Here is an 11,648-nt window from a genome sequence, read left to right as displayed (position 1 = left end):
CCGGCGGCGAGGGCGACTTCCCGATGACCCCGCGCCCGTCGCGCGACGAGTTCGGCCCGGCCGTGTGGTTCTCGCTGTCGGTCGGCCGCAAGCAGAATGCCGAGCCGCGCTGGCTGATCCCGATGCTCTGCCGCAACGGCAACGTCACCAAGCGGGAAATCGGCGCAATCAAGATGCAGCAGGACGAAACCTTCGTCGAGATCGCTGCCGACCACGCCGACGCCTTCATGCAGGCTGTCGGGAAGGACAAGGCGCTGGAGCGCGGCATCCGCGTTACCCGGCTGACCAGCGCGCCGGACCTCAGCCGTCCCGCGCCGGCCAAGCCTTACGTCAAGAAGTCCTACGACGATCGTCCGAAGGAGCCTCGTGGCGACGACTGGGCGAAGGGCAAGCCGAGGAAGAACACCTCCAACGCAGCCGGTCCGGGCGGCCCCAGGGCCGCCGAACCGCGTGGCGACGCCAAGCCCTTCAACAAGGAAGCCAAGCCGTTCCGCAAGGACGCCCAGCCCTTCAAGAAAGACGACAAGCCTTTCAAGAAGAAGGACAAGCCGAAATTGGCCAACAGCAGCAATTTCGAGCGCCGGAAGTAGGCAAGGCACAGCGCTGCCAACCGGAATTGCGAGATTTCAATGAGATCAGGGGCGGCCCGAAGCCGCCCCTTTGTCGTTTCGGAGGGAGGCGTTTAGAGGGCCTCTTCGAACAGCGTCAGCAGGCGCTTGAAGTGGCGCTCGGAACCGTCCTTGTCGTAGATGCTGTGGTCCGGCACCGTCCAGCCATGCGCCATGCCGACATAGTTCTCGACGATATGGTCGACGCCGCCGGTGCGAAATGCTTCGGCGAGCCGAGCCGACTGCTCCGGCGGAAAGCTGTTGTCGACGCCGGCGACGCCGACATAGACGCGTGCCTTGATCCGGTCCGCCAGCCTGTGCGGGCTGTCTTCGGCGTCGCTTGCGAGATTGCCGCCGTGGAGGCTGGCGGCCGCCTTGATGCGCTCCGGATAACGAGCCGCAGCGGTGATCGCCCGGCCGCCGCCCATGCAGTAACCCACGGTGCCGATCGCGCCGGTGGCGCCTTCGGAGGTCAACGCTTCGATGAAGGCTTCACCATCCTCGGCGGTGAGCGGCTGGGGCGTGGCGCGCATCAGGCCCATCAACTGCGCCCTGGTGGCTTCTTCGCTGAAGGCCGTCTTCGCATCGAACGGGCCGTAGGTGCCCGAGCGATAGAATAGGTCCGGAACGAGCACGGTATAACCGGCATCGGCGATGTGCTGGCCCATCTGGTAGAGCGCTTCGCGCGGGCCGAAGGCATCCATGTAGAGGATGACGCCCTTGTCGGTTGCAGCACCGTCTGCAGGCTTAATGACGGCGGCTTTGGCGGTGCCGTCCTTCGTCTTGATCTCAATGTCATGCTTCATGAAAATATCCTCTTGCGCTTCCGTCCGGATGGCGGCGAGCTTATGTCGGCGGGCTGCCGCAGCTTTTCAATAATCAACTCCATGACCTCCACCAATGACAGAATTGTGAGACCGGCCCGGGCGATTGCGGCTGGACCGGCCTTTCGCATTGCCGCATGTTTTCGCCGGGAATGAGCATGAACGCAGTTCTTTGGGATCAGCATGATGCTACGGGCTCTCGCACTCGGTATTTCCAGCCTGCTTCTGTCAGCCTTCGCCGCGCTCGCACAGGATGGCCTGCCCGTCAGCCAGTGCCAGGCGATCGCCCAGAAACTGCCCGGTGTCACCTTCGCGAGCTTCAATCCCTCCGGTCCGCAATTTGCCCAGGCCAAGAAGAGCCTGGCGCTTGCCGACCGGGAAGAGGTGAAGATCACCTTTGTCGGCCATTCCACCTATTTCATCGAAACCCCTGAAGGGGTCGGCATCGCCACCGACTATAGCGGCGCCTATCGCCCCTCGCGGCTGCCGGACGTGGCAACGATGAACAAGGCGCATTCCACCCATTTTACGCTGAGCCCCGATCCCGGGATCAAACATGTGCTGCACGGCTGGAGCGATGTGCCGGGGGAAAAGGTGCAACACCGTCTGATGGTGGGGGATGTCTACATCCGCAATGTCATGTCGGATATCCGCAACTGGGGCGGCGGCATCGAGGAAAACGGCAATTCGATCTTCATCTTCGAGGTCGCGGGCCTCTGCATCGGCCATCTCGGCCACCTGCATTTCGAACTGAACGAGGCCCAGTATACCGAGATCGGCCGCCTCGATATCCTGATGGTTCCGGTCGACGGCGGCCTGACGATGGGCGCGGACAGCATGAGCCGGGTGGTGCAGCGGCTGCGGTCTTCGCTCATCCTGCCGATGCACCGCTGGGGGCCGCCGCTCGACAATTTCATCGCCATGTTCGACGCCAAGTTCGACATCGCCTATGCCAAGGAGCCGACGATCCGGGTGTCGATGCGCAGCCTGCCGAAAAAGCCGACGATACTGGTGCCGCAGGGGCTCTGATCAGCCCAGCGGCCTTATTCTCGTTCAGTGGAACTGCGGGAAGGCGAGGTGCTGCTTGACGCCGACATCCGGCATCTTCTCGTCCTTCAGATTGGCCTTGGCGATTTCCCAGCCGAATTTCAGCGTACTGTCGGTGGAGGCCCAGATTTCCGCATCGTCGACCTTGAAGGCGAGCAGGGTCAGTAGCGGGTCTTCCTTGCCGCGCTCGTACCAGGCCGAGGTCACGGCGCTCCAGTATTCGTCGATCTTGGCACGATCGTTACGGATCTCCAGCGTGCCGGAAAGGCAGGCGTGGTAGTCGTGGTTCTTGCCGACGACGCAGAAATGCGCGCGGCTGCCGGCGCGGATGGCGCGTACAAGATCCGTATCACTCTTGGTGAAGAACCAGATCGTGCTCGATTTCGGATCGGCATTCGGCGCCATCGGCTGGAAGTGCATATGCGAGCCCTCGATGCCGAGCATGCCGGCATGGATGTTGTTGATCTCGTCCCAGAGCTGGCGTTCGGGCGCTTCACGGGCTTCGGTAAGGCTTGCCATCGACTGTCTCCTTGTTGTTCGTCTGCGTGAACAAACAGCAAGGCTTTGGCTTTGTTCCTGCTTGTTTCGGCGGGGCGGCATCAGGAAAAGCCTCGCCTTACCCAGGAAATGCCCTTGAATGGCTCCGGCTTCGAAATTATAAGGCGCCATTCCAGAACGAGTTCCAGAACAAGCTAAAGTGTCAGGGGTGCCATGGCTGGCCATTCACAGTTCAAAAACATCATGCACCGCAAGGGCAAGCAGGATTCGATCCGGTCGAAGATGTTTTCCAAGCTTGCGCGTGAAATCACCGTTGCCGCCAAGACGGGTCTGCCTGATCCGACCATGAACGCGGCGCTTCGCCTGGCGATCCAGAACGCCAAGGCGCAGTCGATGCCCAAGGACAATATCGACCGGGCGATCAAGAAGGCTGCCGGTTCCGACGGAGAGAACTACGATTCCGTCCGTTACGAGGGTTACGGCCCGGGCGGCACCGCCGTTATCGTCGAGGCGCTGACCGACAACCGCAACCGCACGGCCTCCAACGTCCGCTCGACCTTCACCAAGGCTGGCGGTGTACTCGGTGAAACCGGCTCGGTTTCCTTCTCCTTCGACCATGTCGGCGAAATCACCTACAAGGCGAGCGTCGGCGATGCGGACAAGGTGATGGAAGCGGCGATCGAGGCTGGTGCCGACGACGTGACCACCGACGAGGACGGCCACACGATCATCTGCGCGTTCGAAAGCCTCGGCGAAGTGTCCAAGGCGCTCGAAGCGACGCTCGGCGAGGCCCAGACCGTCAAGGTGATCTGGCGGCCGCAGAACACGATCGAGGTGGATGAGGAGAAAGCACAGTCGCTGCTGAAGCTCATCGACAACCTGGAAGACGACGACGACGTGCAGAGCGTCTATTCGAATTTCGAGGTTTCCGAAGAAGTCATGGCCAAGCTTTCGGCCTGAATTTAGAGCCGATCTCGATACAAAAACGGCACCCGATCGGGGTGCCGTTTGCATTTCAGGGCTCACGCTCAGAAGATCTGGCGCAGGGCCACGTAGAGTACGAACGCGATAGCGATCGAGGCCGGCAGCGTCAGCACCCAGGCGAGCAACATGTTGCGCACCGTCGACCACTGCAGTCCCGACCCGTTCGCCGCCATGGTGCCCGCCACGCCCGACGAGAGCACATGGGTGGTGGAGACCGGCAGGCCGAGATGGTCGGCAGCACCAATCGTCACCATCGCGACGACTTCCGCCGAAGCACCCTGGCCATAGGTCAGGTGGGTCTTGCCGATCTTCTCGCCGACCGTTACGACGATGCGTTTCCAGCCGACCATGGTGCCGAGGCCAAGCGCCAGCGCGACGGCGACCTTGACCCAGAGCGGGATGAACTTCGTGGCGTTGTCGACGGCCTGATGGTAGGCCTTGACGGCGTCGAGGTCGCTGCCCTGCATCGGCAGCAGCTTGTTCTTGTCGATCAGCTTCAGCGCCTCGCCGATCAGGTAGACGTCGTTGCGGATGTTGCCGACCAGCGAGGTCGGTACCGCCTCGAGGGTCGGGAATTTCGAGATCTGCTCGCTTGATGCGTGGATGAACCGCTGCAGCGCCAGCGTCGTCGTGTCGTTCCAGGTCTTGTTCCTGACCGCGTTGGCGACTTCCGCCCGAGCGTCGGTTACCGTGACGCCCGGCTTGACGTATTTCTGCAGCGCCGTCTCGACATTCGTCGATGCCTGTTCGTAGGCATGCAGGTATTGCGCATCGGGGGTGCGGTTGAGCGCAAAGGCGGTCGGCACAAGGCCGATCAGGATGAGCATGATCAGGCCCATGCCCTTCTGGCCGTCGTTGGAGCCGTGCGCGAAGCTGACCCCGGTGCAGGTGAAGATCAGCAGGCTGCGGATCCACAAGGGTGGCGGCTTGTTGCCCTTCGGCTCTTCGTAAAGCGCCTTGTTGCGGACGAGCACCTTCATGACCAGAAGCAGGATCGCCGCAAGCCCGAAGCCGATCAGGGGAGAGATCAGCAGCGACAGGCCGATATTGCTCGCCTGCGACCAGTCGACGCCGCTGGTTGCCGTGCCCTGCGGCGCCAGGAACTGGTTCGCCAGGCCGACGCCGATGATCGAGCCGATCAGCGTATGCGAGCTGGAGGAGGGCAGGCCGAGATACCAGGTGCCGAGGTTCCAGATGATGGCGGCGATGAGGAGCGCGAAGACCATGGCGAGGCCTGAGCCGGAGCCGACCTGCAGGATCAGTTCCACCGGCAGCAGCGCCAGGATCCCGAAGGCGACCGCGCCACTCGAGAGCAGCACGCCGAGGAAGTTGAAGAAGCCCGACCAGACGACTGCCAGTTCCGCCGGCATGGAGCGGGTATAGATGACGGTTGCCACGGCATTGGCGGTATCGTGGAAGCCGTTGACGAATTCGAAGCCGAGCGCGATCAAAAGCGCAAGGCCGAGCAACGCCCAAGGAACCGAACTGGCGACCGAAAGGTCGTTCGCCAGCGCGTACCCGACATAACCCAGGCCGCCGATCAGCACGACGCCGAACAGGGGAATGAACCATTTTCCGAGTGAACTCGGGTTTTCCAGAGGGTGGTAGGACGCAGAAACACTGGGTTTGGAAGCGATGGCGTCTGTCACGTTTCGGTACTCCGCATTTTCCAGGATTAACAAAAGCTAACTCTGGTCGGTGAACCTCTTGTGACGCCTGCTTCCTAGGCGGGGATGGGCTGCTTCTCCATCATCGGCAACGTCGCGAACAACTCGACCGAGCGCAGCCGTGCATCGACATCGTGGATCGGCATCGAGATGATCAATTCGTCGGCGCCGGTTTCTCCCAGGAAATCCCTGAGCTTTGCCTCGACAGTCGCAACCGAGCCGACCGCTGCGTAACGCAGCGTGTGCTCGACGTTCATCTTTTCCATCGGCGTCCAAAAACCTTCCATGCTATCGAGCGGTTTCGGGAAGCGGGTGCGGACGTTCTTGCGAAGATTGACGAACTGCTGCTGCGACGAGGTGAAGGCGCGCTCGGCTTCGGCATCCGTTTCCGCTGCGACGCCCATGACGCCGACCATCATGTAGGGTTTGTCGAGTTGGAGCGAGGGCTGGAAACGGTCGCGGTAGATCGAGATCGCTTCCATCAGCATGTCGGGCGCAAAATGCGAGGCAAACGCATAGGGCAGGCCGAGGGCGGCTGCGAGATGGGCACTGTAAATGCTCGATCCGAGCAGCCAGATCGGCACGTGCGCATCCATGCCCGGCACGGCAAGCAGGCCCTGGTCCTTTTCCGGCGTACCGAGCAGGCGCTGCAGCTCGAGGATGTCATGCGGGAAACTTTCGGCGCCGGCATCGAGATTGCGGCGGAGCGCGCTTGCGGTGCGCATGTCGGTTCCCGGCGCCCGGCCGAGACCGAGATCGACGCGGCCCGGAAGCAGCGCTTCCAGCGTGCCGAACTGCTCGGCGATGACGAGCGGCGAATGGTTGGGCAGCATGATGCCGCCGGAGCCGACGCGGATGGTCTTGGTGGCCGCGCCCACATGGCCGATGACAATCGCGGTTGCGGCGCTGGCAATGCCCGGCATGCCGTGATGTTCGGCGAGCCAGACCCGTTTGTAACCCTGCTCCTCGGCCTTGATCGCCAGGCGGCGAGACTGGTCGAGCGCATCGCTCACGGAATAACCTTCACCGACGGGTGAAAGATCGAGAATGGAAAAGGGGATCATCGGCACGTCCTGGAGGCGGTATAACTGACAGAGTGTTCCACTTATCTAGGCAGTCGCGTCCAGAAATACGACCCCGAGGTTGACAGAAAAGCGCCGGTCGAAAGGGGCGTGACGGACGACCCCTCCGACATCAGGATTTGACCAGCCGCAGGTGCGAACCGGGTTTTGCGGGTTTGAGGCTTTCCGGTACAGCCACTCCTCCCGCGTTGAGGATGGTGACGGGCGTGAAACGTCCCGCATGGTGGTCGATCGTACCGATCTCGTGGTTCATGCGGCCGAGCTTCGCCGTCAACGCATCGAGCGCCCCTATCTGGTCTCGGCTCGCCTTGGCAAGCGTCGTCATCGTGGTCCTGACGGCTGCGATCGCTTCGATCTCCTTGCCGGAGCTTGCCGCAAGCGCCGCCACGTGGCGATCAACGGCGTCCGCATAGATCGTGATCGCATCCAGCTCTCCACCGGCCTTCTCGACGGACTTGCCGCCGAGTTCGGCCGCTTCCGCCGACTTGCGTGACAGGCCGGAGATGTCCTTGGCGGCCTCTGCGGCGCGCTCTGCAAGTCCGCGGATTTCCTCGGCCACGGTCTTGAAGTCGACCTCGGCCTCTTCGGATTGGGCTGCTTCTATGCCGGCATTGAGGGCGAGCATATTGGCCTGGAAGGCGATGTCCCGGATGTTGGCTGCGGCGGGCTCGATCTTGAGCGATGCCTTGCGGATTGCTTCCATCGCCACCGTTGCCGTTTGCATCATCTCCTTCGGCGGGCGCAGGTCGAGCCGGGCATTGTGGGCGATGTCGGCCGCGTGCTGTGCCTGCAGCTTTCTCGCCTTGAGCGTTTCGACAAGCGAACCGACATCCGCGGCGGTTTTGGCGATGGCTGCCGTCAGGCGGCCACCGGCCTCGGCCGTTGCCGCCATGTCGGCGCGGGCCTCGGCGCAGTCCGTATGAAGGTCGCGGGCGCCGCTGCCGATCATTCCGAGCACGTCTTCCAGGATTGTCAGGGCGTGGTTGAAATCGGCGCGCAGGCCCTCGTATCTTTCGGGGAACGGCATATCGATCCGCACGGTAAGATCGCCGACCGCTAGGCGCCGCAGGCCGCCGTCGAGCGCTTCCACCACGGTCTTCAGATCGTGTGCCTCGTCCCCGGCTGCCTCGAGGTCGCGCATGCGGGTTTCAGCCGCAGCCGTCTCCTGCCGCTCGCGCTCTTCTTCGTCTTCGACGAGGCGGGTGAGATGGTCGCGGCAGAGCCGCTCCAGCGCCCGTGAGATGGATCCGATTTCATCTGTGCGGGCCAGATGCTCGCGCGGCACCGCCGTCTTGCCGGCGGCGATCTCCGAGACGGTTCCCGCGATTGTCCGCAACGGATTGATGAGCGCGCCGGCAAGCGAGATGGTGACGAGGGTCAGCGTTATCAGCGACGCGGCGATGTCCAGCATCTCGAAAGGCGTCAGTCCGTCGGCGACATAAAAGAGGAGCCCGGCGAGAATCCCATTCTGCGCCAGCACAAGCCCGATCACCTTGACGGAAAGGGAATGGTGTTTGCCTATCATGGCTGCCTCCTCACATTGCGTTCAAGCCGCGATTTGCAACGCGCGAGGCGCCGGGGCGTTGCCGACCGGCGACCCGAAAGGGAGCAAACCTTCCCGATATGGTTACCCGTAGGTTAACGGCACAGCGTTCGCGTTTTCGGTTTGTTCACATTATCGTGGCACTGGTTGGGGCATCAGGATAGGGTATGGGCATGACAGGCACGATTCGCATCATCGGCATCGATCCGGGGCTTCGACGCACCGGCTGGGGCATTATCGAGACGCTCGGCAACAGCCTGAAATTCGTCGCCTCGGGCACCGTGACCTCCGACGGCGACCTGGATCTCGCCTCCCGTCTCTGCCAATTGCACGACGGATTGGCGGAAGTGGTGCATGCCTACCAGCCGCACGAGGCGGCCGTGGAGCAGACCTTCGTCAACAAGGATGCGGTCGCGACGCTGAAGCTCGGCCAGGCGAGGGGCGTGGTCATGCTGGTGCCGGCACGGGCCGGGCTGCCGGTTGCCGAATATGCGCCGAATGCCGTCAAGAAATCGGTCATCGGCGTCGGCCACGGCGAAAAGCAGCAGATCCACATGATGTTGAAGATCCTGATGCCGAAGGCGGAGTTCAAAGGCAACGACGCTGCCGACGCGCTGGCGATCGCCATCTGCCACGCCCACAACCGCGGCGGCCAGCGCATGCGCGCCGCACTCGCCGGCTAGTTTGTTCTTGACTTGTTCTGGTTCGGCGGATAAGTAATACCTCAGAGGTATTACCATGCGTGTCACCGAAAAAGGCCAGGTCACGATCCCCAAGGAAATCCGCGACCGATTGAAGATCGGGCCGGGTTCGGAGGTGGATTTTGTCGTGTCTGATGACGGCGTGAGGCTTGTCAGGCTCGACGACAGCAGGCAGGACTACAAGAGCTTCGAAGAATGGGCGGACAGCGTCAAAGGCACCTGGGATCTCGGCGGCATGACGACCGATGAGTATATCGATTGGCTTCGGGGACCGCGCGATGACCTCGACCGTCGTTGATACGAATGTGTTGATCGATATGCTGGGGCCTGCCACTCCGGCGCGAATGTGGTCGCTCGGTGCATTGAAACGATGCGCGGAAGAGGGGGAACTTATCCTCAATCCGGTCATCTGGTCGGAACTGTCGGCATCGCCGCTGAGTGAACTCGAGATCACCCTAGCATTCGGCTGGCTCGGTATGAAGCGCGAGACCTTGTCTTATGATGCGGCATTTCAGGCGGGTAAGGCGCATTTTTCTTACCGCAGGTCCGGCGGACTTCGCGAGCGAACCCTGCCGGATTTCCTGATCGGCGCCCATGCCGCGGTCCGCTCCCATCGTCTCCTGACCCGTGAGCCAGCCCGTTACCGCGCTTATTTTCCCTCGCTCGACATCATCTCCCCCGAAACCCATCCCTGACGGACATCTTTCATGATCGGCAAGCTCAAAGGCACTATCGACGAGATCGGCGACGACTATGTGCTCGTCGACGTTCATGGCGTCTGTTACGAGGTCTTCTGCTCGTCGCGGGTGCTGTCGAAGATGGGTTCGGTCGGCGAAGCGGTGGTGCTGTTCATCGAGACCTATGTCCGTGAGGATCAGTTCAAGCTTTTCGGCTTCCTGAGCGCGCTGGAGCGGGAATGGTTCAACCTGCTGCAGAGCGTGCAAGGCGTCGGCGCCAAGGTGGCGCTCGCGGTGCTCTCGACCCTGACGCCGTCTGAGCTCGCCAACGCTATTGCCCTTCAGGACAAGACGACGGTTTCGCGTGCGCCCGGCGTCGGGCCGAAGGTCGCGGTGCGGATCGTCACCGAACTCAAGAACAAGGCGCCCGCCTTTGCCGGCGAGGCTTCGGGCAATATCGGCCTCAAGCAGGAGCTTGGCGAGGGTGTTGCCGCAGCGCCGGTCGCCGATGCCGTCTCGGCGCTCACCAATCTCGGTTATTCGCGCGACCAGGCCGCGAATGCGGTTGCAGCAGCGCTCAAGAACGGCGGCGAGGGGGGCGACAGCGCCAGACTTATACGGCTGGGGCTGAAGGAGCTGGCGCGGTGATTCCTTGCTTTTTCCAGAATCCTTACTAAGATAAAATGTAAGGAATGGAGGTGCTCATGGGTTACGGCGCAAAATTGACCTCTAAAGGTCAGACGACAATTCCAATAGAAATCAGGAAATATCTCAATCTTAGTCCCGGTGATCAAATGGACTTCATCATTGAAAATGGTGAGGTCAAATTAAGGGCCAAGACGCGGAGCGTCATGGAGTTTGCGGGTATTCTCGGCCATGCTCCCAACGGCGTCCACTTGACCGTCGAAGAAATGAGCGACGCCGCGGCGCAAGCGGCGGCAGATGATGATCGGAGGATCATGCGTGATTGGCATCGATACGAACGTACTCCTCCGGTTTCTGATGACGGACGACCCGAAACAGTACGAAAGCGCAGTTGAGTTCTTTCGTTCAAGATCGGCAGAAAATCCGGCTTATATCTCGCTCTTCGTTTTCACCGAAGCATGTTGGGTCATGCGGAAAAGTTACGGCTATAAGAACCAAGAGATTGCGTCCGTGTTTCGAGGACTATTGGAAAGCCGAGAGCTCGTCTTTGAGGATTCGGATTTCATAGAGATCATGTTTTTGGCCGATGGCTTCGGCAAGTTCGACGTCGCAGACTATTTGATCGCTGAGCTCGCAAAAAGAATTGGCTGTTCAAAAACGGTGACTTTCGACAAAACTGCTGCACGATATGTACCCGGAATGGAACTTCTCGCATGAGTGAACCCGCCCGCCTGATAACGCCGGAAAAGCGGGGCGAAGACCTGGATATGACGCTGCGCCCGCAGTCGCTGGACGAGTTCACCGGCCAGGCGGAGGCGCGCGCCAACCTGAAGGTGTTTATCGAGGCGGCGAAGAACCGCGGCGAGGCGCTGGACCACGTGCTGTTTGTCGGTCCGCCAGGCCTTGGCAAGACGACGCTGGCGCAGATCATGGCCAAGGAACTCGGCGTCAATTTCCGCTCGACATCCGGCCCGGTCATCGCCAAGGCTGGCGATCTTGCGGCCTTGCTCACCAATCTCGAAGAGCGGGACGTGCTCTTTATCGACGAAATTCACCGGCTCAACCCGGCAGTCGAGGAAATCCTCTATCCGGCGATGGAGGACTTTCAGCTCGACCTGATCATCGGTGAAGGTCCGTCGGCGCGATCGGTGAAGATCGACCTTTCGAAGTTCACACTGGTTGCCGCCACCACCCGGGCCGGTCTGCTCACCACGCCGCTGCGCGACCGGTTCGGCATTCCCATCCGGTTGTCTTTCTATACGGTTGATGAGCTGGAATTGATCGTCCGGCGCGGTGCGCGGCTGATGAGCCTTTCGATGACCGATGCAGGCGCCCGCGAGATCGCCCGCCGCGCCCGTGGCACGCCGCGCAT

At 61.6% G+C, this 11,648-nt stretch carries 15 protein-coding genes; 10 read left to right on the top strand and 5 right to left on the bottom strand.

Features of this window, described 5'->3' with window-relative positions; all coding sequences use genetic code 11:
• On the top strand, positions 1-590 hold a 590-nt coding region (locus MOV61_RS24190; RefSeq protein WP_247138417.1), incomplete at its 5' end, for a DbpA RNA binding domain-containing protein.
• Positions 591-682: 92 nt separating this feature from the next.
• Here the strand turns inward: MOV61_RS24190 and MOV61_RS24185 are convergent.
• Positions 683-1,414 carry a dienelactone hydrolase family protein gene (locus tag MOV61_RS24185; RefSeq protein WP_247138416.1) on the bottom strand — a complete coding sequence of 244 codons (732 nt, stop codon included), beginning with the start codon at positions 1,412-1,414 and terminating at the stop codon, positions 683-685.
• A gap of 201 nt (positions 1,415-1,615) precedes the next feature.
• Here MOV61_RS24185 and MOV61_RS24180 point away from each other — a divergent pair, with 201 nt between their 5' ends.
• Positions 1,616-2,461, top strand: coding sequence for an MBL fold metallo-hydrolase (locus MOV61_RS24180; protein WP_247138415.1), 846 nt, complete (start codon positions 1,616-1,618; stop codon positions 2,459-2,461).
• A gap of 24 nt (positions 2,462-2,485) precedes the next feature.
• Here the strand turns inward: MOV61_RS24180 and MOV61_RS24175 are convergent, their stop codons facing one another.
• Positions 2,486-2,998, bottom strand: a complete 513-nt coding sequence (locus MOV61_RS24175) for a pyridoxamine 5'-phosphate oxidase family protein (protein WP_038544913.1) — start codon at positions 2,996-2,998, stop codon at positions 2,486-2,488.
• Between the two features lie 192 nt (positions 2,999-3,190).
• On the opposite strand from MOV61_RS24175, the gene MOV61_RS24170 reads away from it, so the two are divergent.
• Complete coding sequence (locus tag MOV61_RS24170; protein WP_038544911.1) at positions 3,191-3,937, top strand: YebC/PmpR family DNA-binding transcriptional regulator; 747 nt, start codon at positions 3,191-3,193, stop codon at positions 3,935-3,937.
• Between the two features lie 68 nt (positions 3,938-4,005).
• Here the strand turns inward: MOV61_RS24170 and MOV61_RS24165 are convergent, their stop codons facing one another.
• The 3 genes from MOV61_RS24165 to MOV61_RS24155 all read right to left on the bottom strand — a co-directional run bounded on the left by MOV61_RS24165 (position 4,006) and on the right by MOV61_RS24155 (position 8,235).
• Positions 4,006-5,598, bottom strand: a complete 1,593-nt coding sequence (locus MOV61_RS24165) for an inorganic phosphate transporter (RefSeq protein ID WP_408962424.1) — start codon at positions 5,596-5,598, stop codon at positions 4,006-4,008.
• An 86-nt stretch (positions 5,599-5,684) separates the two neighbouring features.
• The gene (locus tag MOV61_RS24160; protein ID WP_247138413.1) at positions 5,685-6,692 is read right to left on the bottom strand and encodes an LLM class flavin-dependent oxidoreductase; all 1,008 of its coding nucleotides are present in this window, start codon (positions 6,690-6,692) and stop codon (positions 5,685-5,687) included.
• A 130-nt stretch (positions 6,693-6,822) separates the two neighbouring features.
• Positions 6,823-8,235: a methyl-accepting chemotaxis protein gene (locus MOV61_RS24155; protein WP_247138411.1), complete on the bottom strand. Its 1,413-nt coding sequence runs from the start codon at positions 8,233-8,235 to the stop codon at positions 6,823-6,825.
• A gap of 191 nt (positions 8,236-8,426) precedes the next feature.
• On the opposite strand from MOV61_RS24155, the gene ruvC reads away from it, so the two are divergent.
• The 7 genes from ruvC to ruvB form a co-directional block, all read left to right on the top strand.
• Positions 8,427-8,936 carry a crossover junction endodeoxyribonuclease RuvC gene (ruvC, locus tag MOV61_RS24150; RefSeq protein WP_038549578.1) on the top strand — a complete coding sequence of 170 codons (510 nt, stop codon included), beginning with the start codon at positions 8,427-8,429 and terminating at the stop codon, positions 8,934-8,936.
• 55 nt (positions 8,937-8,991) lie between these two features.
• Positions 8,992-9,252, top strand: coding sequence for an AbrB/MazE/SpoVT family DNA-binding domain-containing protein (locus MOV61_RS24145; RefSeq protein WP_247032162.1), 261 nt, complete (start codon positions 8,992-8,994; stop codon positions 9,250-9,252).
• Entirely contained in the window at positions 9,233-9,649 is a 417-nt protein-coding gene (locus MOV61_RS24140; RefSeq protein ID WP_247138410.1) for a type II toxin-antitoxin system VapC family toxin, read from the top strand. The genes MOV61_RS24145 and MOV61_RS24140 overlap by 20 nt, the downstream gene beginning before the upstream one ends.
• A 12-nt stretch (positions 9,650-9,661) precedes the next feature.
• Positions 9,662-10,279, top strand: coding sequence for a Holliday junction branch migration protein RuvA (gene ruvA, locus MOV61_RS24135; protein ID WP_038544898.1), 618 nt, complete (start codon positions 9,662-9,664; stop codon positions 10,277-10,279).
• 56 nt (positions 10,280-10,335) lie between these two features.
• Positions 10,336-10,671, top strand: a complete 336-nt coding sequence (locus MOV61_RS24130) for an AbrB/MazE/SpoVT family DNA-binding domain-containing protein (protein WP_247032166.1) — start codon at positions 10,336-10,338, stop codon at positions 10,669-10,671.
• A complete protein-coding gene (locus tag MOV61_RS24125; protein ID WP_247138409.1) occupies positions 10,595-10,993 on the top strand; it encodes a PIN domain-containing protein in 399 nt (132 codons plus the stop codon). The genes MOV61_RS24130 and MOV61_RS24125 overlap by 77 nt, the downstream gene beginning before the upstream one ends.
• The coding region (gene ruvB, locus MOV61_RS24120; protein ID WP_247138407.1) for a Holliday junction branch migration DNA helicase RuvB at positions 10,990-11,648 on the top strand (659 nt) is incomplete at its 3' end. The genes MOV61_RS24125 and ruvB, both read left to right, overlap by 4 nt.

The sequence above is a fragment of the Neorhizobium sp. BETTINA12A genome, assembly GCF_023006485.1.
In the GTDB taxonomy this organism is placed as follows: Bacteria; Pseudomonadota; Alphaproteobacteria; order Rhizobiales; family Rhizobiaceae; genus Neorhizobium.
This window is presented reverse-complemented; position numbering and strand designations above follow the sequence as displayed.

Bases quoted from the DNA above. Each gene is read 5' to 3' on its own strand.
- MOV61_RS24155 (WP_247138411.1), bottom strand. From the start codon at position 8,235: ATGATAGGCAAACACCATTCCCTTTCCGTCAAGGTGATCGGGCTTGTG.
- MOV61_RS24140 (WP_247138410.1), top strand. From the start codon at position 9,233: ATGACCTCGACCGTCGTTGATACGAATGTGTTGATCGATATGCTGGGG.
- MOV61_RS24170 (WP_038544911.1), top strand. From the start codon at position 3,191: ATGGCTGGCCATTCACAGTTCAAAAACATCATGCACCGCAAGGGCAAG.
- MOV61_RS24130 (WP_247032166.1), top strand. From the start codon at position 10,336: ATGGGTTACGGCGCAAAATTGACCTCTAAAGGTCAGACGACAATTCCA.
- MOV61_RS24160 (WP_247138413.1), bottom strand. From the start codon at position 6,692: ATGATCCCCTTTTCCATTCTCGATCTTTCACCCGTCGGTGAAGGTTAT.
- ruvA (WP_038544898.1), top strand. From the start codon at position 9,662: ATGATCGGCAAGCTCAAAGGCACTATCGACGAGATCGGCGACGACTAT.
- MOV61_RS24145 (WP_247032162.1), top strand. From the start codon at position 8,992: ATGCGTGTCACCGAAAAAGGCCAGGTCACGATCCCCAAGGAAATCCGC.
- MOV61_RS24185 (WP_247138416.1), bottom strand. From the start codon at position 1,414: ATGAAGCATGACATTGAGATCAAGACGAAGGACGGCACCGCCAAAGCC.
- MOV61_RS24175 (WP_038544913.1), bottom strand. From the start codon at position 2,998: ATGGCAAGCCTTACCGAAGCCCGTGAAGCGCCCGAACGCCAGCTCTGG.
- MOV61_RS24180 (WP_247138415.1), top strand. From the start codon at position 1,616: ATGATGCTACGGGCTCTCGCACTCGGTATTTCCAGCCTGCTTCTGTCA.
- ruvC (WP_038549578.1), top strand. From the start codon at position 8,427: ATGACAGGCACGATTCGCATCATCGGCATCGATCCGGGGCTTCGACGC.